Annotated in this window: 23 protein-coding genes and 2 tRNA genes; 15 read left to right on the forward strand and 10 right to left on the reverse strand. The window is 51.8% G+C overall.

Going from position 1 to position 23217, the window contains the following annotated elements:
• The first annotated feature begins 378 nt into the window (after positions 1–378).
• Positions 379–840 (forward strand): SsrA-binding protein SmpB, encoded by a 462-nt coding sequence (gene smpB, locus LKK83_RS31455; protein ID WP_324635392.1) that lies wholly within the window; start codon positions 379–381, stop codon positions 838–840.
• A 103-nt stretch (positions 841–943) separates the two neighbouring features.
• Here smpB and rpsU read toward each other — a convergent pair whose 3' ends face one another.
• On the reverse strand, positions 944–1126 hold the full coding sequence (gene rpsU / locus LKK83_RS31460; RefSeq protein WP_324635393.1) for a 30S ribosomal protein S21: 183 nt from the start codon (positions 1124–1126) through the stop codon (positions 944–946).
• 391 nt (positions 1127–1517) lie between these two features.
• Positions 1518–1667, reverse strand: coding sequence for a hypothetical protein (locus tag LKK83_RS31465; protein WP_324635394.1), 150 nt, complete (start codon positions 1665–1667; stop codon positions 1518–1520).
• Positions 1668–1954: 287 nt separating this feature from the next.
• Here LKK83_RS31465 and LKK83_RS31470 point away from each other — a divergent pair, with 287 nt between their 5' ends.
• Together LKK83_RS31470 and LKK83_RS31475 are read left to right on the forward strand one after the other, a co-directional pair.
• A complete protein-coding gene (locus LKK83_RS31470) occupies positions 1955–4666 on the forward strand; it encodes an EAL domain-containing protein (RefSeq protein WP_324635395.1) in 2712 nt (903 codons plus the stop codon).
• Between the two features lie 280 nt (positions 4667–4946).
• Positions 4947–5993 (forward strand): acyltransferase family protein, encoded by a 1047-nt coding sequence (locus LKK83_RS31475; RefSeq protein WP_324635396.1) that lies wholly within the window; start codon positions 4947–4949, stop codon positions 5991–5993.
• Positions 5994–6019: 26 nt separating this feature from the next.
• On the opposite strand, the gene LKK83_RS31480 is transcribed toward LKK83_RS31475, so the two are convergent.
• Positions 6020–7174, reverse strand: coding sequence for a glycoside hydrolase family 10 protein (locus LKK83_RS31480; protein ID WP_324635411.1), 1155 nt, complete (start codon positions 7172–7174; stop codon positions 6020–6022).
• 174 nt (positions 7175–7348) lie between these two features.
• Positions 7349–8629 carry a glycosyltransferase family 4 protein gene (locus LKK83_RS31485; RefSeq protein ID WP_324635412.1) on the reverse strand — a complete coding sequence of 427 codons (1281 nt, stop codon included), beginning with the start codon at positions 8627–8629 and terminating at the stop codon, positions 7349–7351.
• A gap of 647 nt (positions 8630–9276) precedes the next feature.
• On the opposite strand from LKK83_RS31485, the gene LKK83_RS31490 reads away from it, so the two are divergent.
• A tRNA-Ser gene (locus tag LKK83_RS31490) sits at positions 9277–9368 on the forward strand.
• Positions 9369–9470: 102 nt separating this feature from the next.
• Here LKK83_RS31490 and LKK83_RS31495 read toward each other — a convergent pair.
• From LKK83_RS31495 to LKK83_RS31505, 3 genes are all read right to left on the reverse strand, one after another.
• A complete protein-coding gene (locus LKK83_RS31495) occupies positions 9471–10145 on the reverse strand; it encodes a hypothetical protein (RefSeq protein WP_324635397.1) in 675 nt (224 codons plus the stop codon).
• Between the two features lie 184 nt (positions 10146–10329).
• The gene (locus LKK83_RS31500) at positions 10330–11127 is read right to left on the reverse strand and encodes a hypothetical protein (protein WP_324635398.1); all 798 of its coding nucleotides are present in this window, start codon (positions 11125–11127) and stop codon (positions 10330–10332) included.
• A 140-nt stretch (positions 11128–11267) separates the two neighbouring features.
• On the reverse strand, positions 11268–12203 hold the full coding sequence (locus LKK83_RS31505) for a serine hydrolase (RefSeq protein WP_324635399.1): 936 nt from the start codon (positions 12201–12203) through the stop codon (positions 11268–11270).
• A 221-nt stretch (positions 12204–12424) separates the two neighbouring features.
• On the opposite strand from LKK83_RS31505, the gene LKK83_RS31510 reads away from it, so the two are divergent.
• Positions 12425–13168: a C40 family peptidase gene (locus LKK83_RS31510; protein WP_324635400.1), complete on the forward strand. Its 744-nt coding sequence runs from the start codon at positions 12425–12427 to the stop codon at positions 13166–13168.
• Positions 13169–13533: 365 nt separating this feature from the next.
• A complete protein-coding gene (locus LKK83_RS31515) occupies positions 13534–14796 on the forward strand; it encodes an MFS transporter (RefSeq protein WP_324635401.1) in 1263 nt (420 codons plus the stop codon).
• Between the two features lie 82 nt (positions 14797–14878).
• Here the strand turns inward: LKK83_RS31515 and LKK83_RS31520 are convergent.
• Positions 14879–14952: transfer RNA gene (locus LKK83_RS31520), tRNA-Arg, on the reverse strand.
• Positions 14953–14993: 41 nt separating this feature from the next.
• On the opposite strand from LKK83_RS31520, the gene moaC reads away from it, so the two are divergent.
• On the forward strand, positions 14994–15530 hold the full coding sequence (moaC, locus tag LKK83_RS31525) for a cyclic pyranopterin monophosphate synthase MoaC (protein ID WP_324635402.1): 537 nt from the start codon (positions 14994–14996) through the stop codon (positions 15528–15530).
• 159 nt (positions 15531–15689) lie between these two features.
• Here moaC and LKK83_RS31530 read toward each other — a convergent pair whose 3' ends face one another.
• Entirely contained in the window at positions 15690–16220 is a 531-nt protein-coding gene (locus LKK83_RS31530; protein WP_324635403.1) for a hypothetical protein, read from the reverse strand.
• 267 nt (positions 16221–16487) lie between these two features.
• Between LKK83_RS31530 and LKK83_RS31535 the strand changes: the two genes are divergently transcribed.
• Positions 16488–16745, forward strand: coding sequence for a 2TM domain-containing protein (locus LKK83_RS31535; RefSeq protein WP_324635404.1), 258 nt, complete (start codon positions 16488–16490; stop codon positions 16743–16745).
• Complete coding sequence (locus tag LKK83_RS31540) at positions 16732–17043, forward strand: DUF3181 family protein (RefSeq protein ID WP_324635405.1); 312 nt, start codon at positions 16732–16734, stop codon at positions 17041–17043. The genes LKK83_RS31535 and LKK83_RS31540 overlap by 14 nt, the downstream gene beginning before the upstream one ends.
• On the opposite strand, the gene LKK83_RS31545 is transcribed toward LKK83_RS31540, so the two are convergent.
• The gene (locus LKK83_RS31545; RefSeq protein ID WP_324635406.1) at positions 17027–17239 is read right to left on the reverse strand and encodes a hypothetical protein; all 213 of its coding nucleotides are present in this window, start codon (positions 17237–17239) and stop codon (positions 17027–17029) included. The two genes, LKK83_RS31540 and LKK83_RS31545, sit on opposite strands and share 17 nt — an antisense overlap.
• Between LKK83_RS31545 and sixA the strand changes: the two genes are divergently transcribed.
• The 6 genes from sixA (at position 17238) to nuoK (ending at position 23001) form a co-directional block, all read left to right on the forward strand.
• Positions 17238–17741: a phosphohistidine phosphatase SixA gene (gene sixA, locus LKK83_RS31550; protein ID WP_324635407.1), complete on the forward strand. Its 504-nt coding sequence runs from the start codon at positions 17238–17240 to the stop codon at positions 17739–17741. The two genes, LKK83_RS31545 and sixA, sit on opposite strands and share 2 nt — an antisense overlap.
• A gap of 284 nt (positions 17742–18025) precedes the next feature.
• Complete coding sequence (locus LKK83_RS31555) at positions 18026–19183, forward strand: citrate synthase (protein ID WP_324635408.1); 1158 nt, start codon at positions 18026–18028, stop codon at positions 19181–19183.
• Positions 19184–19946: 763 nt separating this feature from the next.
• Complete coding sequence (gene nuoH, locus LKK83_RS31560; protein WP_324635409.1) at positions 19947–21065, forward strand: NADH-quinone oxidoreductase subunit NuoH; 1119 nt, start codon at positions 19947–19949, stop codon at positions 21063–21065.
• A gap of 116 nt (positions 21066–21181) precedes the next feature.
• On the forward strand, positions 21182–21781 hold the full coding sequence (gene ndhI / locus LKK83_RS31565) for an NAD(P)H-quinone oxidoreductase subunit I (RefSeq protein ID WP_324635413.1): 600 nt from the start codon (positions 21182–21184) through the stop codon (positions 21779–21781).
• Positions 21782–21951: 170 nt separating this feature from the next.
• Positions 21952–22569, forward strand: coding sequence for an NADH-quinone oxidoreductase subunit J (locus tag LKK83_RS31570; protein WP_324635410.1), 618 nt, complete (start codon positions 21952–21954; stop codon positions 22567–22569).
• A gap of 126 nt (positions 22570–22695) precedes the next feature.
• Positions 22696–23001 carry an NADH-quinone oxidoreductase subunit NuoK gene (gene nuoK / locus LKK83_RS31575; protein ID WP_324635414.1) on the forward strand — a complete coding sequence of 102 codons (306 nt, stop codon included), beginning with the start codon at positions 22696–22698 and terminating at the stop codon, positions 22999–23001.
• Positions 23002–23217: the final 216 nt, after the last annotated feature.

The raw sequence follows: 23217 nt of genomic DNA on the forward strand, positions 1-23217 counted from the left end.
AGCCGGATGAGGTGAAAGTCTCATGTCCGGTTCTGAATGGGAGGTGAGGGTTGCGAAGCCCTCATCGACCCCTAATAAGATCGAGCTGGCGTCGGATTGAACGAGATTCGCCGCATTCTCCTTTTCTCGCGTAGCAGGTTGATGCTCAGGCGCGCAACACCGATTTGGAGCCACCCGGACACAGGAGTTTTCGAGAGATGAAGCAATAGGCTGTAAATCCTACGGTGGGAAGGGATACGCCCTTCTCATCAAGACACCACCACCGGGCGTAGCAGGTGGTGGTGCATTCATAAAACGATACCCTAGAAGTTAGAGGCGATCGCCCTGTATGGGACGCGATCGCCTCTAGCTCAAGTCTTTACACCGACATATTTAGGAATGGGAAAAGCAGGAATTAAAATCGTTAGCGACAATCGCCAAGTTCGGCACTTATACGAGATTCTCGAAACCTACGAAGCGGGCGTTGAACTCAAAGGAACCGAGGTGAAGTCCATTCGAGAAGGTAAAGTTAATTTACGCGATGGTTATGCCGTGCTTCGCGGCGGCGAACTGTGGCTGATTAACGTTCACATCTCGCCCTATCAGACGGCTAGTCTGTATTTTAACCACGACCCGCGCCGCTCCCGCAAGCTGCTGCTCCATCGTTGGGAAATCCGCAAGCTGATCGGCAAGGTGGAACAGAAAGGGTTAACTTTGGTGCCCACGAAGATGTATTTAAAGCGGGGTTTGGTGAAAGTGGAAATTGCTCTGGCGCGAGGGAAGAAGATTTACGATAAGCGAGAAACGCTAAAAAAACGTGCCGAAAAACGCGAAATAGAACGGGCGTTGAAAAATTACTAGGCGGCGATCGCTCATCCCCCTCTTGCCGATATTTATCCGTTCGATCGCGGGGGCGCTTCGCCCCACTTACCTACTGCGCGATCGAGTGGATATGCTTGTGTTTTTAACGGCGATATCGGCGCTTGCGTCGGCGGGCGATTTCTTTACGCTTGCGCTTTTCTTGGGGCGTCTCGAAGTGCCGTCGCCGCTTCATATCCGCATAAATCCCTTCTTTAGCAACTTGTCGCTTAAAGCGACGCAAGGCAGATTCAATGGCTTCGTTTTCTCCGACTACAACTTGAGTCATAGGTTCTCCTTCTAAACGTCAGTAAATTACTGGGCTTGTCTGTGTTTCGCCCAGAAGAAATGGTGAAGTTCGAGCTGCCCGTGGTTGCACGGGGGTTCGATGGCTGTTGCAAATGGTGCCTCGGGCACCCACTTTCTGTGGCTACAGCGAATGCACTGACAGCTTCCCCCCTACCCTCTATGGTTTTTGCAGGCTGGGGGTGAATGTCTTAGATCGTGAAAATTTAACCGCTTGTGTTTGTCTGTTAATCTCAAAAACAAACACCACAGCCGAACTTCGCTTGCAATATATCTTAACACATCGGCGGCTAAATCGATCGCGAACTTTGAGCAGAGAATTTTTGGTACAGGTTAACAAGGACTGGAAAGAGGGCAATAGTATTATGAGAATCTCAGAGATTGGCTCTCAGGGGCGGTGGATCCGCAGCGATCGCCACCGAGGGTCTCGACACCCCCCCGATCGCTTTGCCCCTACCCCACTCCCAACAACCGCCTGACCTCGGTTGCGCCAGAACCGTTCGACTCGTTTTTGATGCAAGCATTTTTTAAGTTTACGCCAAATTTTTCCTCTTGAATTAAGAACCCTTCTAGAATTGAATAAAAAACGCTTGCAAGAGTTTTATAAAATAGCGTAAAATCTAAAAAATCAACTGCCACTGGGGGTCGCGAGCGGCCTGCGGGAAATTTACAAGGCGATCGGCATTTCACCCCGTCGCAATTTTTTTTGTTAATTTCGCATTAAAACTGACAAAAATAGGATAAAATAGAATATAGATAAACCGGGGTGCTAGCACAGGGTAAATATCAGTCGATCTGGGAGAAGAATCGGATGAATGGGAGGAAAAAGCAACCTAAATTACAGCCGATACTCGAGCGGGAAAACTTACTCTATCGGTTAGCCAGCAGAATTCGCCAATCGTTAGAGCTGCAAGAGATTTTGACCACAACGGTGCAGGAAATCCGATCGTTTTTAGGCACCCATCGAGTCAAAATCTATCGGTTTGCATCCGATGGAAGTGGGGAAGTGATTGCAGAAGCGATCGCCGGACCAGAATTACCCTCCATGCTGGGTCTATGGTTTCCCGCCACGGATATTCCACCCGAGGCGCGCGAGTTATTTGTCAAAGCGCGTCAGCGAGTCATCGTGGATGTCACCTCTAGACGCAAAACCATCAATCAACTCGATTCGCCCCAAACCGGGGAAAACTTGGTGAATGCCGATATTCGCTATTCCCCAGTGGATCCGTGCCACGCCGAATATCTGAGCAATATGGGGGTATGTTCCTCGTTAGTGGTGCCGATTTTGCATCAAAAACACCTCTGGGGATTGCTGGTGTCTCACCATGCCAAACCGCGACGCTATTCCGAAAGAGAACTAGCAATTGTGCAGTTGCTCGTGGATCAATTATCCATCGCGATCGCGCAGTCTGACTTGCTCAGTCGCACGCGACAACAAGCCCTCGATGAAGCGGCGATCGAGAAAATTAGCTGTTTGCTCCACTCTCCCCTGAAAATCACCCAAATTCGACAAACGGTGCTCAAAGAAACCGTCACCGCACTGCAAGGAGACGGGGGCAGACTTTATATTACCACCGATGCCAGCGGCGCACCGGCGCAACTCTACACCTATGGCACCCAACCCGATCGCGAATGGATTGAAGAAACCTTCTATTGGCAACAGCTAATGAATGATGGCACGTCGGATTCTCCCGGTAAAATTCTGGCCGCCAATACCGACGAAGCCCTAGCCAACCCGGAACTTTTAATGCCTAGCCTGGATGTCACCTTACAACCCAATGGAAAAAAAGTAAACGCTGCAAAATACCCGGTGATGCAAGACATTTCTCTGAGCATCCACACCATTACCGATATTTACAAAACCCCGCAATTTCAACCTTTAGTCTCTGCCTTCCAGTACACACCCATTCGCTCGCTTCTGATCGTTCCGCTTAAATATCATCAACAATGCGTCGGCTGTCTGACGATTTTCCGACACGAAAGAGAAACCGAAACCTTATGGGCGGGACGCAATAATGGCGATCGCCGCAATCACCGACCGCGTGACTCGTTTGAAGTGTGGCGAGAACTCAACAAAGGAGTGGCCAAAGCCTGGACATTTCCGGAAATCAAACTGGCGCAATCTTTGGGCATTCATCTGTACATGGCCATTATGCAAAGGCGAGTTGAAAACATGATTCGCCACCAAGCTTACCACGATCGCCTCACCGGTTTGGCCAATCGCATGCTGTTTAACGAGCGACTCTCATTAGCCTTAGCGAATGCCGATCGGCGCGGCGAAATGCTCGCTGTCGTATTTCTCGACTTGGACGGATTTAAAACCATTAACGATACCCTCGGACATGCCATCGGCGACCAAATCCTGCAATCTGTGGCCAAGCGCCTCACCGACTGTATGCCGAAAGGGGATAGCATTGCCCGGTGGGGAGGCGATGAGTTTACCTTCTTGCTCGATCGCATCAAATCCGCTGACGATGCGGCTGGGGTGGCGCGGCAAATTCTCGACACTTTGACAGCGCCTTTTATCCTGAACAATCGCGAATTTTACATCAAAGCCAGTCTGGGAATTGCACTAGCTCCCTATGATGGAGAAGATACGGAAACGCTGTTAAAAAACGCCGACGCAGCGATGTACCGCGCGAAGCAACAAGGGCGCAATACCTATCAGCTTTATACCCCTGCTTTGGGCACGAAAGCCTTTCACCGACTGCAGTTAGAAAACAGTCTCCACAAAGCGTTAGAACGGGAAGAATTTTGTTTGTACTATCAGCCGCAAGTGGAGTTAAAAACTGGTCGGCTTATCAGCATGGAAGCCCTGATTCGCTGGCAGCATCCCCAACGTGGATTGATATCCCCGGGTCAGTTTATTCCTTTAGCAGAAGAAAATGGGCTGATTTGTCCCATCGGAGAATGGGTACTTGCTACGGCGGCGGCTCAAAATAAAACCTGGCAGTTAGCGGGATTGCCCCCAATTCGGATGGCGGTCAATCTTTCCCTGCGTCAATTGCGCCAAAAAAACTTGTTCGATACCATTACGCGCATTTTAAGGGAAATGGGTCTGGCTCCAACCAGTTTAGAATTAGAAGTCACCGAAAGCATTGCCATGCAAGATCCAGAATTGACAATCGGCGTGCTACAGGCATTGCAGAAAATGGGGATTCATATCGCGATCGATGATTTTGGTACGGGGTATTCTTCTCTCTCGTCTCTGAAGCATTTTCCCCTGAATAAACTCAAAATCGATCGCTCGTTTATTCGCGATGCAATTTCGGAATCCTATGATGCAGCAATTGTCAATTCGATTATCTCTCTCGGGCATGGATTGAATTTAGAAGTGATTGCTGAGGGGGTGGAAACGGTGGAACAATTGGAGTTTTTGCGATCGCTTAACTGTGATTCCGTGCAGGGCTACCTGTTAGGCAAACCCCTCCCCGCCGAGGCGGCGACTGAACTGTGCCGTAAGTCCACCCTGTTCAGTGATAAGGGTGACGCAAAACAGCGCGATCGCCCTATTTGGTCCTGATAACCCTATCTCCCCTCGGGCATCCTCCCGCCCGTCTCGCGATCGGCAATGGCACCCCCTTGCCGATCGCATCTTCATTCCCCGAGTAACGCGCTTCACGATATAATCTTTTTTAAAACACAATCCCGGCACAGTTCCGTTTCCCCACCCAAACTGGAAAAAGCACCAGAGAACCCACAAGGTACCTGGGCTTGAGTTGAAACGGCGATCGCGCTGTTTTGCATCGCTCATTTCCCCACTCCAACGCCCACAGCTTGTTGCCTCTAAAAACCCATCACCAATGGACAAAAAACTTTACTTTCACAAGCTGGATGCCATTCGAGGAGTTGCCTGTCTCTATGTGTTAATTCACAACTTCGTTTATGGCTTATACTCGTCCAACCTCATTCCCTTCCCCGTAAAACTGCTGTTTGCTGCCGGACAAGAAGCGGTCATTGTCTTCTTTATTCTCAGTGGCTTTGTGGTGCAATTATCCGCCCTCAAGCATCCCCAACAACCGTTTAGAACTTTTTTTCTCAAGCGATTTAGAAGAATCTATTTCCCCTTAGTGATTGCCATGCTCGTTTCCCTGGGGGTATGCTATTTCAACGGCAGTTTAGCCTCCATATTTTCCTGGCGCGATGTGGCAGGCAATCTTATTTTACTCCAGGATTTTGGCAGCGTTAAGCCCGGAACCTGGTTTTATCCATTTTTGGGAAATTTACCTTTATGGTCTTTATCTTATGAATGGTGGTTTTATCTGCTATTTTACCCGATAAATTTACTATTTGGCGTCCAGTTTAAACGAATTTACTACGTCCTCGCGTTTTCAGCTTTTTCCTACTTCATCTATTGGCTTTATCCCAATCAAATTTCTCTGATTTCCGCGTATTTTATTATCTGGTGGACGGGGGTAGAAGCGGCAACCCTCTACGTCAAATCTCGCCAATTAAATTTTCAAGCCATGCGCCCGATTTTTGTCTCTTTGGGGGTGATGTTACTGGTGACGGGGTTGCCGATTTTGGGGGTGGAGGAACTTCGCCTCGGATATTACCCGATTTTGATGTTCCGTCACTTTTTGGCGGCGCTGGTGGCATTTGCGATCGGCACCTACTGGTATCAAAAAAAATTAGCCCATTTTGAAGTTATCTTGGGGTGGTTTTCTCCGCTTGCGCCCATTTCCTACAGTCTCTATGTGTTGAGCTATCCTATTTTGATTCAATGGGGGTTGCAATCGGCGTTTCCCGATAGTTGGCTGGTTTATTTCCTCAATTTCGGGTTATTGTTCGCCCTGGCGTATTTGGTAGAAATCAAACTCCAACCGTGGGTGAATCGGTGGATTAAATAAATTTACCCGGCATGTGGGAAATCGTGCTAAAAAAGACGTTTCAGCCAATCGCCGATCGCCGAAAGTCCCGGAGGGTGGAACCGGGGTTTTTGCTGCGCGATCGCCTGTTGCTTCAGTTCGGCGGCGGTGGGAAACGCGGCGGGTTTGGCATAAGCGTGCGATCGCAACACTTTCGCCAATTCATCGTTATCCTGGCGCAATCCTTCGTAAAAGAATAGCACTTCTCCGGGAAGATGGCACGCGCGATTGCAGGCGATCGCCTGCAACAAATCTTCTGCCCCAATCCGATATTTCCCTAACTTAATCAAAATCCCCGGTGCAATGCGCGGCAAATGCTGCGCCTCGTACTGTCTGTAGACCATCTCTCGCACAATCTGCTGGTAGCGTTTCGCGTCGCGGCGATAAATCTGCGGGTGCATCAAGTCCACAATTTCTCGTTCTATCCAAGTGCGAGAATCTTGCAAATATTCGGATAAGCACCAGCGATAGATATTGGGCGACAGGGAAACCAATAAATTCTCGTCAATTCCCTTGACATCTCGATACAGTTGTGCTAAGAACTCCGTGAGAATATCCGCCCGCCACTGCAGCCATTGGCGCTGTTGCGGATTGTCTGGCGGGTCGCGATCGAAGGTGTCGCGATAGCGTTGAACGGTGAATGCATCGTAACCGCCCTCACTGGGAAGGGCCGGCAGGCGATCGTCCCCTTGGATACCTGCGATATCGTAGCGGGTGGCCACTTCCAGGATTAAATCGCGGATGAAGTGCTGTACCGGGGGATAGAAGGCATTCATCCACTCGAAACCGTTTTTGCACAACAGATTCCCGGCGCGATCGCGGGCGGCCCAGTCGGGTTTTTTCTCTAGCAGCATCCCGCCATTGCAATTATACGAACTGGCAAACCCATATTCAAACCAGGGAATCACCGCCATGCCGCATTTTTTGGCTTCGGCGATCGCTTCGGCTAAGGGATCGCGCCCTGCAAACCGGGGATCGATTTCTACGCCAAAAGTGCGATGCATTACGGCACTGGGATAAAGGGTGAGTCCTCGGGTCCAGACTACTGGAAACAGCACGTTAAATCCGGTTTCGGCCAAAAAGGCGATCGCTTCGGCAATCCTGTCGCGCGATCGCCAGAGGTTACTATCGGTGGTGGGCATCCAAACGCCCCGTATTTCCATCATTTCAGCTCGTGCGATACAAAACAAAGCGCCGCAGGATTTCTCCTACGACGATAAAATTATAGTGCTACATTCGCGACTGCGTTAGTTGCGGGAGAGAGGTGGAGAAACCGGGTAGGTTTGCCCACTCGTGAGAGATAGAACCCCGGTTTCTTGTCCCTTTACTCTTTTTCCCTAGGCGATCGCTTTCACCAAGCTTTCCCCTTCTTCTGCCGGTTCTTCTTTCAGCAGACTCTCGTATAAATCGCTCAGTTGTGCGGCGACGCCATCCCAGCTAAATTTGTCTTCCACGCGCTTGCGTGCGGCTTCACCCAGGCGATCGCGCCATTCCATGTCGCCGAGAATGCGATCGATGGCTTCTGCGAAGGCAGCATCGTCCTGTGGCGGACATAATAGCCCGGTTTCTTCGGTTTTGACGCTGAACTGCAAACCGCCTACATCGCTGGCGATCGCCGGGGTGCGGCTGGCCATTGCTTCGATGGCTACCAACCCGAAGGGTTCGTAGTGACTGGGAATCGCACAAACGTCAGCCGCCGCAAAGTAGGTGGGCAGCACATCGTCGCCGATGCGTCCCGGGAAGGTGGTTATCTCGCGCAGACCTAATTCATCCACAATCCCCTCGATGCGATCGCGCTCGATGCCATCCGCTTGTCCCGGACGCGACCCGCCACCGATTATCAGTTTCAGGCGATCGCTGTGTCGCACGCGAGAGCGACCCACGGCCCGCACTAAGGTTTCGATCCCCTTGCGCTTGTCAAAGCGTCCCACATAGAACACCACTTTCTCATCCGGGTCGATCCCCAGGGTGGCGCGGGCGTCGGCTTTTCGGATCGAACCAAAGCGGTGAATGTCCGTCCCGCAGGGAATAATATCGATGGTGCCTTTCTGCGACACCAGCGATCGCATGTGTTCTTTCTCCTGCGGACTGGTGGCTACAATGCGCTCTGCAGTTTCCAAACATTCTTTTTCCACCGCCAAGCGCGTGGTGGCAATCGTCGGGATCGCCGACACTGCCTTATATTTCACCGCCCCCAAGGAATGGTAAACGTGAACCTGCTTGATGGGTTGCCGTTTCTTCAGCTCCATTCCCACCCAGGAAGACAGCCAATAGTTCGTGTGAACGATTTGATATTGTATGCCTTCTCGTTCCTGAAACTCTACCAGCCCTTCCACAAACTCGGGCAAAAATTCAAAAATTTCTTGCCTCGGGACGAATGCTTCCGGACCGGCCACCAGCCGAATCGTCCGACAATTGGGGGCATGTTCTACCACCGTGGGGGATTTGGCATCGGCTTTGCGGGTAAACATATCCACTTTCCAGCCCCGCTTTGCCAGTGCTTCTCCCACCTGTCGCACGTACACATTTTGTCCGCCTGCCTCTTCTTTACCAATTTCCACTGCGGGATCGCCGTGGACCGAAATTAAGGCAATATGTTTACTAGCTTCTACCGCCATAGTTTTTTTTTTCACCGGAATTCGACAAAAGCAGCTTGCAGATTCGTTTCACGAAACCCGCCACTGCCCTCTTCGACCGAGGGAATGTTGCAGAGATCTCCCGATCTCGCCGATTCCTCTTATCTCTATAATACTCGATCGGGGTGACAAGCGATCGCCACTTTGGCAAGTTCTGCCCCTACATGGAGCGATCGCCCATTTTTTTGAGTCCTCCCTCAGGACTTGAGGTGAGAACCCACAGGGAAATCTTTCCCTCGACCTACCATCTTTTTAAACTCCTTTCAGATTTACTCCCTCCTTACTCCACTGCGATTGTCTGGACTTCCCCCGCTTAGGTGGGCAATCCCGAACCCGCAGCCGTTGGTGGTTTTGAGTAACTCCACTTCCTCTTACCGATTATGGCTATAATATTTTAGCATTTTTTTATCTTTTTGACAAGCGCCCCCCTCTTCTGGCCGATCGCCCCCGTTTGAAATCTGCAATCTCCCAGGGATACAATCCTTTCATGGCGGGGATAACCAATTAACAATTGTCAATATCCCCACAAACTGGCTTCACCGACAGCCCCCAAAAAAAATTTGCAAAATCGATCGAAAATCCACTTTGCAACCCGAAAAACATCTGCTATGATAAAGAAGTGTCACCGAGGAGAGGTGGCTGAGTGGTTGAAAGCGGCAGATTGCTAATCTGTTTTACGGTTGGTAACGCCGTAACGAGGGTTCGAATCCCTCCCTCTCCGTTTCCGGCACCCCCCAGGGCGATGCCAAAATAATTTCTGACTCCCCCATTCTCTGACCCAGAGAATGGGGGAGTGGTTTATTGGACTAGTCTCCCTTCGCCATTACCAGCGATAACCGACGCTGACATACCCGATGGGAAACGGGAAAACATCATCATAGAAAAATATCATGCCCCCCACATGACCGCCGAGGTACCAACCGCTGGTCCATTGGTAATCGCCGCCAATGGTGGCATAGGGTAAGGCGATCGCCAAAGTTCCCACACCCCACGCCGGATTAAACCGATCCGCGATCGCCGATTCAAAATACTTCTTATAAGAGATCCCCAACGACGCATTAATTCCCAGGACGCTATCCACCCCGCGCGCATCGGTAGTCACCCAACCAAACGTCGGTAAATCAAACCCCGCACTATAGCGATAAGAATCGGGAAAGCGGACCTGGGCGAGTTCCCCAGATCCGGACTCCGGCGAACCCTTCCCCGTCGGCAAAATTGCCGCTTCGGTAATCAACTCCCATTTATCCAGACTCACCGACACTTCAAAATCCCGCAGCGATCGCCCTTCTCGGTTCGGGGGGGGAACCCTTGCGCCCGGTTGCGGTGGCGACTCAGGCGCGAGATCGGACGCGAACTCAGGCAGTGGATCCGCAACCCTGGGAGACTGAGCGATCGCTGGTGGAACCCAAGGGATCCCCAACCCTGCCAACCCCGCCAACGCCATCGATCCGACCCAATTTTTTCTCACACCCATCATAATTAATTTGAATAAACGCATTTGTTGCACCGATTCGATCGACCCCTGCGCCTTGCCAACTGGCGATCGCCGCTAAACGCCTCGCGCATCGGCGTAGCAAGCATTGAGTATAGAGAAAACCCGAATTTAGCGAAACCCCCAGACAGTGAGTGTCCTGCGGTTATCGGGCGATCGCGCCAGAGTGCAATACCTCAGCATAACCCATTTAAAATGCATAACCGCCACCGATCGCCACCCCAACCTCAATATCCTCCACATATCCCACCTTCACCCCAGTGGTAGCAATAAACCGCGAAAACAGCCGCCAGTCAATGCCCGCCGTGCCAAAAAAGCCAATAAAATTATCCGAATCCGTGGAAATCGCCACCCCGCTGCCAATATAAGGCGCGACATTCACCCGCAGCTGTTCATCCGTATCCTGGAGGGGAAAATCAATCGTCACCGGCACTTCAAACAACACATGTTCCCCGAACAAAACCGCTGGACGCAACGAGACTTGTTCCAGCAGTCCGATTTTGCTAAACAAGGCAAACCCGCCATCGCCCAGGGGACTCGCCGCATTGTCAGCATTGATCCCCACCTGCAGACCCGCCGCCACATAACTCGGACCAGACAGAGTAGTGCGACCCGGATCGAGTTCGTCATCATCATCGATCGCCAAATGTTCGGGTGGGGCGGGAGGGAGTGACCCCCCGGGGGAGAATGGGTGGGCGTCGATCGCAGAGAATTGAGCCGCATTCAGCGCCTGAGTTCCCCGGAGTAACATGGCGCGATCGCCGGCATTGTCTGCTGGAGGCGCTATGGTGGCCACCGTAGGGGACTCGTCATCAACTCCACCGGAATCGAGAGAATACCCCCCGCGATCGCCCGCCACTCCCGCCACCCCCTCATCCATCGGCGGTGGCGACACTTGGGCGATCGCCGCTAAATTTTCCCCCACCCCCGTCAGCGCCACCGCGCCAACACTCAGCCAAAACATGCCTCTCGCTAATGTAAAAATCACGCCTCACTCCTCACACCAATGTGAATTTTCGCTTCTAGATTGGCGATGGAAATCTTCACCGGATCCCAGGGCTTTCCCGAGACGCTGATTCCATCACCGGCCCAAAACAATCGCCTAGTCAGGGTGCAACCCGCGCCGGCTTACAGTTCTTGCACTGCACTCGCCACTTGTTGCGACACAAACGGCAAAATTGCTTCATTCTGACTTTGCGCCTTTCCTTGTGTAAACACCACCAACAAATAAGGGGACACCCCGGGCAATTCAATATAGGCGGCATCATGGCGCACTTGACTGGTCAACCCTGCCTTCGACCAGAGTTGAGCATTCTCGGGCAAACCCGCCCCCAAAAAACCCGTCACCTGATTTTCCGGATCCGCCGCCAGTTCTTCTGGGTCGAGAGAACGTTCCATCAGCTTCATCATCCCTTGGGATGCCTGGGAAGAAACCGCCACCCCACCCACAATACTGTGTAACAGACGAGCGGTAGCATTGGTGGTGAGCATATTGCGATTTTCCATTAACTCGCCGAGGAAAATTCGTTCCCGCCCGTAGGGTCCATCGCACCAGGTTTTTTGATTGACATTGATGCTTTCGAGTTCGGGCCATCCGAGGGACTGAAAATAGCGGTTGACAATATTGCGCTGCTGCTTCCAGGTTTCAAAGGGGGCGGGCGGTAACTCCGGACCGCTGGTGGTGCCGGTTAGTACATCGACCATCAAACTGGTGGCATCATTGCTCGAATCCACGATCGCATCTCGGATAGCGCGCTGCAATTCTGGACTGGTGACAATCATCTCTTTTTCCAGCCATTCGTAAACCGCCACGAGATAGAACAGCTTGACCACGCTGGCGGGGTAAATGCGCTCTAACCCCCGATAGGCATATCCTCGGATGGGATGATTCCAGAAGGCATCTGGACTGAGGGCACCACCGGTATTCACCGACACCGGGGGGTCGTAGACAATCCAGGTTAGGGCAATTTGGTTGCGGGCTAAGTGGGAAAATTCTGCCCAAGTTGTTTCTAAAATGCGATCGCCGATACTGTCGAGTTGTTCGTCTTTTCGGAAAAATGTCATGGTTTGTTGCAAGCTGGGATTGGGATTACAAGAAGGGGGAAACGACGCCAAGGGTCAATGTCAGGGGGTAAGCTTCTCGGAAGGCGCGATCGCGCCTATTTTATCTCTCGCCTATTGACGTTGCGTCGCGCAGAATTTTGGTCAGCGTCGGGGGGCGTTGGGTTTATCGGTTATTTTTTCTGGGTTATTGTTTATCGTTGGGTTACTCATCCTGGACAATTATGGTTTCTCTGAGTCAATTAACATCTAGCTGTGCCAGCACAGTGCAGTATCGATGCCGAGTTCATTTAAACATTTATGATTCCCCCAGATGCGACAGCTTGGCAACTCAAGCCACGGCGGGGCGTCACTTGCGAATTGTACTCCCCCAGGGGGAGGAGTCGAAGCTGTGGTCTGCAAGTCGCGCCGGGGAGTCTTCTGAGGCACTGAAAGTCTTGCTGTGTGAAGATGATTATCCCGGATGGGTGAAAATTGCCGATATCGAGCATCTGCAAACCGCCCCTCGCCCCTATCAGCCGACGCCGAAGTCTCGCGAAGACATCGAACCGCGATTATCTACCGCGATCGCCTTTACATACGATGCCATGCAACGCCCCAACGAGTACCTCTGGGGCGGCACCATCGGCCCGAATTACGATTGTTCCGGACTCATGCAAGCTGCCTTTCGCGCCGCTGGCATTTGGCTGCCCAGAGATGCCTATCAGCAAGAGCCTTTTACGCGATCGATTCCCCTGCAGGAGTTACAACCCGGGGATTTGGTGTTCTTCGGTCCGGCGGAAAAAGCCACCCATGTGGGACTTTATCTCGGCGAGGGTCGTTACATCCATAGTTCTGGCAAAGAAGTGGGTCGCAATTGTGTCGGGATCGATTCTCTTTGCGATACCCAACACCCCGTCAGTCGCCACTATTCCCAACAACTGCGCGGCGCAGGTCGCGTCATGTCCAGCTATCAGCCCGGAATTTAGTTACATCTAAATTGCATATTTCATTTTTCTCATTTTTCTCATTTTCTCGTTCCCCCCAGGGGGGAATGCCCATCCCGAGGTTCCGCCTCCTCCCGCGTCCTCTACCCCAATCCCACCCACAGACTCAACGCCACCCTCTCTTCAGATTATTCTATCGCGAAATATGCAATTTAGATGAATTGTAACTCCAAATAGAGGTAAGCGATCGCCTGAGTAGCCCCACCTCAGTCCCCCCATACCGGAACGCCGGATCGATTCTTAACATTCCTTAACAATTGGAAAAAAAAACATTAGCATGAGAGAGGTGGGGGCATGTTGGTGCCCCCAATGGATTGCTGAGATTTACAAGAAGGGAATGAAACGCTTTGAGAGTATTCTGGGAGATTGAGGCACAGCGTCGCAACAGCCTCTTGATATTATTTGGTGCGGGGTTATTGTTTTGGGCGAGCATTGCCTCGTTGCTGCCCACCCTACCGCTTTATGTGGAATACCTGGGCGGAACCAAGGGACAAATCGGGTTAGTGATGGGGGCATTTGCCTTGGGGTTGCTGCCCTCGCGCGCCTGGTTAGGACCGTTTGCGGACCGCCGGGGGAGAAAAATCGTTTTACAGTTAGGGGCCACCGTGGTAGCGATCGCCCCGTTGGGGTATTTAATCGTCAACTCGATTCCCCTGCTGATGGTGCTGCGGGCGTTCCACGGAATTAGTATTGCCGCATTCACCACCGGATACAGTGCCTTAATCGCGGATTTGTCACCGCCGCGCAAGCGGGGGGAATTAATTGGATATATGAGCTTAGTGAATCCCCTGGGGGTGGCGATCGGACCGGCGGTGGGGGGATATATCCAACAATCTTTGGGGTATGCGCCCTTATTTTTCATGGCCTTTGCCCTGGGAAGCCTCAGTTTGCTGTGTATTTTCCCCGTCAGCGAAACTTGTGGGGAGAGTTTGAACCCCACCGAAGCATCTCCCCAAAATCGGCAACCCTCAGCGCCAACCGAATCCTTTTGGCAGGTGTTGTCCAGTCCTCAGGTGCGGGTTCCCGCCTTTGTGATGCTGATGGTGGGGTTAGTGTTCGGCACTGTTGCCACATTCGTGCCATTATTTATTAAAAATAGCCAGATCGACATTAATCCGGGATTGTTTTATAGTGCCGCCGCCGTATCCAGTTTTAGCCTGCGCTTATTTACCGGAAAGGCATCCGATCGCTACGGGAGGGGGTTGTTTATTACCAGCGGTTTGAGCGCATATTTTCTGGCTATGCTGATGTTGTGGGGGGCCAAAGAGCCGGCGAGACTGTTGTTTGGGGCATTGCTGCAAGGATGTGGGGCAGGGATGGTGATTCCGATGATGCTAGCGCTGATGGCCGATCGCTGTGCGCCACACCAGCGGGGTCGATTTTTTGCCATGTGCGTGGGGGGGTTTGACTTGGGGATTGCCTTGGCAGGCCCGATTTTGGGAGCGATCGCCGCCGAAACCGACTATCGGAGTCTGTTTGCGATCGCCGCAACGATGGCACTGGTGGCGATCGCAGTATTTGTCACCGCCTCGAGTACAACCCTGACGCGCTCCATCAAATTTGCCTTTGGGCGAGAAAAAGACTGGTATGCCCTGCAAGAATCCAACTAAAATGAGCGCTCCCATAAAAAGTTTGAGTTCTGAGCTATTTCATTCGCTCAGAACTCAACTTTCGGAGACTATGATGTTTTAACGGGCTAGGAGGGATTCGAACCCCCGACACCGTGGTCCGTAGCCACGTGCTCTAGTCCACTGAGCTACAAGCCCTTGACTCACCAAAATTAATAGTAACACAGCTTTTGGGAAAAATGAAACCAAATTCTGAAAATTTTTCTAAAAATTCTTCAAACCCTGACCAGCTAAGCCATTTAGACGATAAAAATCAAGCACAGATGGTGGATGTTTCGGGAAAAGCAGCCACCAGGAGGCAAGCGATCGCCCTCGGTCGGGTGCGGATGTCCACAGAGACCTTAGCCAAAATCCAAGCCGGAGACGCCCCAAAAGGAGAAGTGCTAAGCACTGCCAAACTAGCAGGTATTATGGCCGCCAAACAGACCTCCCAGCTCATTCCCCTGTGCCATCCCTTACCCCTGCACAAAATTGACCTTCAGATCGTTGCAGATCCTCAGCTACCCGGATATGAAATTCGCGCCCTCGTCATCACCAAAGCCGAAACCGGGGTAGAAATGGAAGCCCTCACCGCCGTTTCCGTCGCTGCCCTTACCCTTTACGACATGGCCAAAGCCCTAGAAAAATCCATTGAAATCCAATCCATTCGGCTGCTGAGCAAGACAGGCGGAAAATCTGGCGACTATCAAGCAGCGCCAGAAACCAAGCAGGGATGAGAGTTGACGGGCAATGCGGCAGAATTCAGCGTCGATTTCAACCAGGCGAGAGTGCGAAGATCGTGGATGAAAATGAGATTTTGATGTGGGGGAAATCAAGCGAGGGGAAGAATTCGACTGGGTTGGGGGATAGAAGAAATCGAGAAAAAAAATTCCCACTCAGCGCGCCTTGGGTGCAGAATACTGCTTGAGGATTTCCTCTCCTCGGCGAACTAAGGGTTGAGAGCCTTCGATCATCAACAAGTAACCCCCTTGTCGAACGTGATGGTGGTAGATGCCGACAGTGGTGCCTTCTCCCAAGAAGCCAAATAAAGCTCCAACCACGGCACCGGAGAAGCCGCCCACGATGCCGGCGGTAGGGATGAGGAGCATCAACGTCAGGGTGAGGGAGGTATCGAAGCCCCAATGTAAAGCCAGAAACACAGCCAAACCCGCCACCGTGCCTACCGTGCCGGTGACGAGAGCGAAACGGCGGGCTTTGTGCAGGGCGATTTGCATGGGTTCCAACAACCCGACGCGATCGGGAGAACTGTAGCCTTGGCCGACGATCGCCAGATGCTCGGGAGAAATCCCGTGGTACTGTAACAGTCGGTAGGCTTCAAAAGCCGCCGCTTCATTGGATAGGGGAACGATCGCCAGAAAGGTCTGGCGCTTGGTAGAATTTTGCCGGAGTAATCGTGCGGGAGTCACAAAACTTTTCAGGTGAAGGGGTGGTGAATGTCTATTTTGCATTTTATCGTTACTTCTGACTCGAAGGCGGGCCGTTAACTCTAACTTAATCAAATTGGCAGTATTAGGTTTTACAACTTATATTGAAAAGCTCAGCGCGTGGCCCCGAGATCCGCCGCAGGGGAAGTTATCGTAGAAGCATCAGTCCAATGCGCCCTAAAATAAAGAAGTTCAGACTTTGGTGAACAAGGTTCGCCAAGTCGGCTTAAGTGTTGAGACAGGATAGTTATGCCTCCGCGTTGGCCTCGCAAACCCGACCGCAAGGATCCCGAATTTCGCAAAATTGACGATCGCATGAATTTTGCCGTTCATGTGGCAATTTTTGCCGCCAGCAATTCCGGGGTCTGGTTTTTCCGAACCGTGCAGTTTGCCCAGTGGACTTGGAGTGTCTGGTTTACGGGCAGTTGGCTGCTGATTTTAATCGCTCATGCGATTTATGTTTTCTTAATTGCAGATTATTCATCCGATTATTATGGCAAATCCTAATACCACGAAAGAAATTGAAAACCTTGCCGCGCAAATTGCCGACAAGGTTTATCTCGACATTGCGAAATGGCGTCTGCGTTTAGATGATGCTCATTTGCACGTCACCTTAGCCGAACAGCTTTATCCGTTGCTGACCGAAAGTCCCGCCATCGAGGAAGCGGAGGTGGTGAAAGTTCTGGAAGGAATCCCAGTCAACCTGGGGGGAGGGCGGCGACAATTGCCGTTATTGGAGTTAATTCCCACAAGCTGCCAAGTGGATTTGATCGGCACCTTAGAAGAGTTTAAGCGCGAACTTTAATCGCGATCGCCCTTTGGGGTGGGCGAGTTGTGGGACTTCCCCACTGTTCCACAGGGGAGGAATCGGGAATGGGCGATCGCCCGGGCACCCTCCCCACGGATTGAAACACCGCCGCTGCGATCGCCCCTGTGGCATGATTCCCCAGACAATTCCCGCCGGGGTTCCCTGACCTTCCACCGCATCTAACCCACACCATGAGCAAAGACACAAAAGTTTATTTAATCCGCCACGGTATCGCCGCCAACCGGGAAGACTACCCGCAAGATGAAGCGCGTCCCCTGACCAAAGAGGGGATTCGCAAAACCCGGAAAGTGGCCAACCGACTGCAAGAACTGGATCTACAATTCGATGTGATTTTGACCAGTCCGTTAGTGCGGGCCAAGCAAACCGCCGAGATTCTGCAAACGGCAGGATTGGGCAGCCAAATTAAAGAATCCACCTCCCTCTCGCCGGCTGGGGATTTGAATAATTGGTTGAACTGGTATCGCAAATGGCGTCAGTCTGGCGGACAGTGCGTGGCACTGGTGGGGCATCAGCCCGATTTGGGAAATTGGGCGGAAATTTTAGTCTGGGGAGAAGCGCGAGAGCGCCTGGTGGTTAAAAAAGCCGGGGTGATTGGTGTGATGCTGCCAGAAACCGGGGATCCGGTGGGCAACAGTTCCATGTTTTGGCTGACCCCACCGAAACTGCTGCTGTGATGTCCGGTGGGGGGTCTGAGGGTAACAAGTCGGCGTTGAGGAATGGCTCTGGTGGAGGTATGCTCTCCATGAACCAGACCCCCATTGGCAGGCGATCGCAATTCCCCCCGGGGGCATGACCCAATTTGTCAGTGAACGATGATAAAGTTAAGAATTATTTCGGAAAGGAGACTCTAAACCCTTTGGGGAAATAGAAATAAAGTTTTTATGTAAAAAGGCTAACATTTCAAGAGGATCTGGTAAGTTAGCTTGATGGTATTTCACTAAAGCAAGGGCTAAAGCTTATGACTGTCGCCGGCGACTTAAAGACAGGTTTTGAATTTAAGCCAGGTTTAGAAGGCGTTCCCGCTACTCTATCGAGCATCAGTTATGTAGATGGCAAGAAAGGAGTGCTCGAATATCGCGGGATTCCCATCGAAGAACTGGCAGCCAACAGCAGTTTCCTGGAAACCGCTTACTTATTGATTTGGGGCAATCTGCCGACTAAAGATGAGTTGAATGCCTTCGAGCATGAAATTCGCTATCACCGCCGGATCAAGTATCGGATTCGGGACATGATGAAATGCTTCCCAGAAACCGGGCATCCCATGGATGCGTTGCAAGCCTCTGCGGCGGCGCTGGGATTGTTTTACTCGCGTCGGGCATTAGACAATCCCGCCTATATCCGCGCCGCTGTGGTGCGGTTGTTGGCCAAAATTCCCACGATGGTGGCGGCATTTCAATTGATGCGCAAAGGCAACGACCCGGTGCAGCCTCGGGATGATTTGAGCTATTCCGCCAACTTTTTGTACATGTTGACCGAGCGCGTACCGGATCCTCTGGCGGCGCATGTGTTTGATGTGTGCTTGACCCTTCATGCAGAACACACCATTAATGCTTCTACCTTCTCGGCGAGAGTGACGGCTTCGACCCTCACGGATCCCTATGCGGTGGTGGCATCAGCGGTGGGAACCTTGGCAGGTCCGCTACATGGAGGAGCGAATGAAGAAGTGATCGACATGCTGGAAAAAATTGGCTCGAAGGAAAATGTTCGGCCCTATGTGGAAGATTGCATCGCTCGCAAAGCGAAGATTATGGGCTTCGGTCACCGGGTGTACAAGGTGAAGGATCCGCGCGCGATCGTCCTCCAGAATTTGGCCGAAGAGCTATTCGAGAAGTTTGGTCGGGATCGATATTATGATGTGGCGGTAGAAATCGAGCGCGTGGTTGAGGAAAAACTCGGCCAGAAGGGGATTTACGCGAATGTGGACTTTTATTCGGGTCTGGTTTATCGCAAGTTGGGCATCCCCACGGATTTGTTTACGCCGATTTTCGCGATCGCTCGCGTCGCCGGTTGGCTGGCCCACTGGAAAGAACAGCTAAACGAAAACCGCATTTACCGTCCGACTCAAATTTACACTGGCACCCACGGCGCTCCTTACATTCCCACAGAAGAACGATAAGGCACTCAACAACCCTCCGTTAACCCTGTCGAGCCTAACGGGGGGATTGAGAATCGAGAATTGAGACTTGAGAAAGAATTCAAAAATGCTCAGTTCTCAATTTCTCTGGTGTTGGGGCGGGTCGAAATTCCGCGATCGCTGGGGTTTCATGGCACAGTCTACCCGCTCCAACCCGCTTTCTAGTTCCCCCCTCCACCGGACCGGACCGTTAAAAAACTCCGCCTTGAACTCCACCCGGGGGCGTTAAATTGTTATTAATCTGTAATTCAATAGTTAGCAATTGAGAATGAAAAATGGAGAATTAAGAGTGTAAGGCTTTTTCAGATCGCAAATCGCAAATCGCAATGTCTCTCGCCTGGGGAAATCAGGGGCGAAACGACGAAAGAGGCCCGAACGGATATAACCCGGGAACGATAAATTTTAGCTTATGCGTCTCCCTGGCTTTTTCAATGCTTATCCTTGGGGGGAAATTTTATATTGTAATCCAATTAATTCAGATTTTATAGAAGCTAAAAAATTTTTATAGCCCGGTGGAATCCGGGGCGAAAACAGTTGGGTATAAAATAAAAAATAAAGCTCAGGTCTCCCATGCCAGGGGATTGCACAGTGGTAGTGTGCGGCAAGAGGTTCACCCGCTCTGGGAGAAAAAAGACATGCATGCAGACTGAAACTCAGACTCCTCCTCGATTTCTGGCGTCCCCCCTCGGGTTATACTGTTACTGAGTTCCAGTCGTAAGAAATCTTCACAATTTCTCAACAAAGCATGAACCCAGGTATTGACCTACAAGGAAGTTTTATAAAAGTCCTGACGGATTTAGGCGTTCCGGCGACGGTGGCGAAAGTCATTTGGATGCCATTGCCGATGATCCTGATGCTGCTGGCCGCCACCGTTGGGGTGCTGGTATCAGTGTGGCTAGAGCGGAAAATTTCTGCTGCTGCCCAACAGCGGATCGGCCCGGAATACATCGGTCCGTTGGGAATTCTAGCGCCTGCTGCCGATGGGATGAAGCTGGTCTTCAAAGAAGACATCATTCCCTCGAAAGCGGATCCGTTGCTATTCACCCTAGGGCCGATCCTGGTGGTGTTGCCGGTGTTCGTTTCCTACTTAATCGTGCCATTTGGGCAAAACCTGCTCATCAGCGACGTGGGAATTGCGATTTTCCTGTGGATTGCCCTATCGAGCATTCAGCCGATTGGCTTGCTGATGGCCGGCTATGCCTCCAACAATAAATACTCCCTGCTAGGGGGGTTGCGGGCAGCGGCGCAGTCGATCAGCTACGAAATTCCCCTCGCCTTGAGCGTGGTCGCGGTGGTGATGATGTCCAACAGCCTCAGCACCCTGGATATCGTGGAACAGCAATCGAGCTACGGTATTCTCGGATGGAATATCTGGCGTCAACCGGTGGGTTTTATCATCTTCTGGATCGCGGCGCTGGCGGAATGCGAACGCTTGCCCTTTGACCTTCCCGAAGCGGAAGAAGAACTCGTCGCCGGCTATCAAACCGAATATTCCGGCATGAAATTTGGGTTGTTTTATGTGGGTTCCTACGTCAACCTCGTTCTTTCTGCCTTGCTGGTGGCGGTGTTGTACTTGGGGGGATGGGAATTTCCGATTCCAGTGGAAACCATTGCCAATTGGATCGGCATCAGCGAGACCACTCCTTGGTTGCAGTTGATTACCGGGATGCTGGGCATCACCATGACCTTACTGAAAGCTTACTTTTTCGTGTTCCTGGCGATTCTGCTGCGCTGGACCGTGCCCCGGGTGCGGATCGACCAGTTGCTCGATTTAGGCTGGAAGTTTTTGCTGCCGGTGTCCCTGGTGAACCTGCTGTTAACCGCTGCCTTGAAACTGGCATTTCCCTTTGCATTTGGCGGGTAATCGGCGGATGGCGCTGAGGAAAAGTGCCTAGGCCGAATTATAGGCGACGCCGTTGCGTCGTCGGAGTAGCCAGATCGAGGAGCCTTCTACCGATTGAATCAGAGAAAACAACCATGCTGAAATTTCTCAATCAAATTAGCGAGTACGCAAAAGAGACCGTTCAATCTGCCAAATATATTGGTCAAGGACTGTCCGTTACCTTCGACCACATGCGCCGTCGTCCGGTAACGGTGCAGTATCCCTACGAAAAACTGATTCCCTCGGAACGCTACCGGGGTCGGATTCACTTTGAATTCGATAAGTGCATTTCGTGCGAAGTGTGCGTGAGGGTTTGCCCGATCAACCTGCCGGTGGTGGATTGGGAATTCAACAAGGAAACCAAAAAGAAAAATCTGAAGCACTATAGCATTGACTTCGGGGTGTGCATTTTCTGCGCCAACTGTGTGGAATATTGCCCCACCAACTGCCTGTCGGTGACGGAAGAATACGAACTGGCGGCTTACGATCGCCATGAATTGAATTTTGATAACGTCGCAATGGGACGGTTGCCTTACAAGGTCACGGAGGATCCAATGGTCACGCCGTTGCGAGAACTGGCGTATCTGCCGAAAGGGGCGATCGATTCGCACGATTTACCCCCGGGCAAGCAACGCGCCGGACAACGCCCAGAAGAAATTCTGGAACAGATGGAACAAGCGGAAACGAAGCAGCAGTAGGGAAAGTTGGCGGAGGGGCTGACGATCGATGGCGAGTGCTGTGCCATCGCGATTAGCCCCACGCCCCACTGGAACCATGATGCGATTTAAGCGATCGCGGTTAACCCACTGACCCACTTTCATCGATCGAGATCGAGAATTTTGACGCAAGGAATAAGGACGACAAAAAAGTGAATTTAGCTGAAGGCGTTCAGATAGTTTCGTTTGGCATATTGGCAGCTATGATGATTGGAGCCGCATTGGGCGTGGTGCTGCTGTCAAATATTGTCTATTCAGCCTTTTTGCTCGGGGGCGTGTTTATTAGCATGGCCGGCCTGTATTTGTTGCTGAATGCCGATTTTGTGGCTGCTGCCCAAGTGTTGATTTATGTGGGAGCAGTGAACATTCTGATTTTGTTTGCCATCATGCTGGTGAACAAGCGGGAAGATTTCCCGAAGCTGCCGAAATACTGGATTCGTCGGGGAGCCACTGCTGTGGTTTGTGCGGGGGTGTTTGCCCTGTTAAGTACGATGGTGTTATCCACTCCTTGGGCGGTGATGCCGATTCGTGCCACTGCACTGAGTTCTACCGTACAAATCGGCGAGCATTTCTTTAGCGACTTTTTGCTGCCGTTTGAGTTAGTGTCTGTGCTGTTGCTGATGGCAATGGTAGGGGCAATTCTGTTGGCTCGCCGGGAGTTGGTGCCGGCTCGAGAGCTGCTGGAAACTGAGCAGAAAACTGACCTCCAGTTACCGGAACGTCCTCGAGAACCGGTGGCGGCGATCGGGAGCACCACCGACAAGGAGTAAAGCGGAACGCAGAAAAAGGCGAGTGCAAATTGCGGGTTTTGGTTGACCTTTTTCTGGTTCAATGGGTGGAGGACTACCTGCATGGAAATCACAACCGTTGGAGCATACGAAGCAAAATAGATGGTACTGCAACTCGAGTATTTTTTAGTGTTGGCGGCGGCGCTGTTCTGCATTGGGATTTATGGCTTGATTACCAGCCGCAACGCCGTGCGCGTGTTGATGTCAATTGAGTTGCTGCTCAATGCGGTCAATCTCAATTTGATGGCGTTTTCTAATTTTCTGGACTCGGCGGCGATTAAAGGCCAGGTGTTTGCCGTGTTTGTGATTACGGTGGCGGCGGCGGAAGCTGCGGTGGGTCTGGCGATCGTGCTGGCTATCTATCGCAACCGCGATACGGTGGATATGGAACAGTTCAATCTGCTCAAGTGGTAGCGATCGCGCTTTGGGAAGGCTGCTGGCCTGCAATCCGCTAGCCGATACACCGGACGATTCATTACCACAAAAACCGGGTTTTGTCAATAAACCCGGTTTTTAATTTAGCTTCTCGGCGGGAAGCCCCGCGCTCTACCCTTGCTTGGTGAGCGTCGGGATGAGAGCCAGGGGAAATGGAGGGGTTCGATGCCCCTCCATTTCCCGAATCGGAGGAGT

The organism is Phormidium sp. CCY1219 (assembly GCF_035615515.1).
GTDB lineage: Bacteria > Cyanobacteriota > Cyanobacteriia > Cyanobacteriales > Laspinemataceae > CCY1219.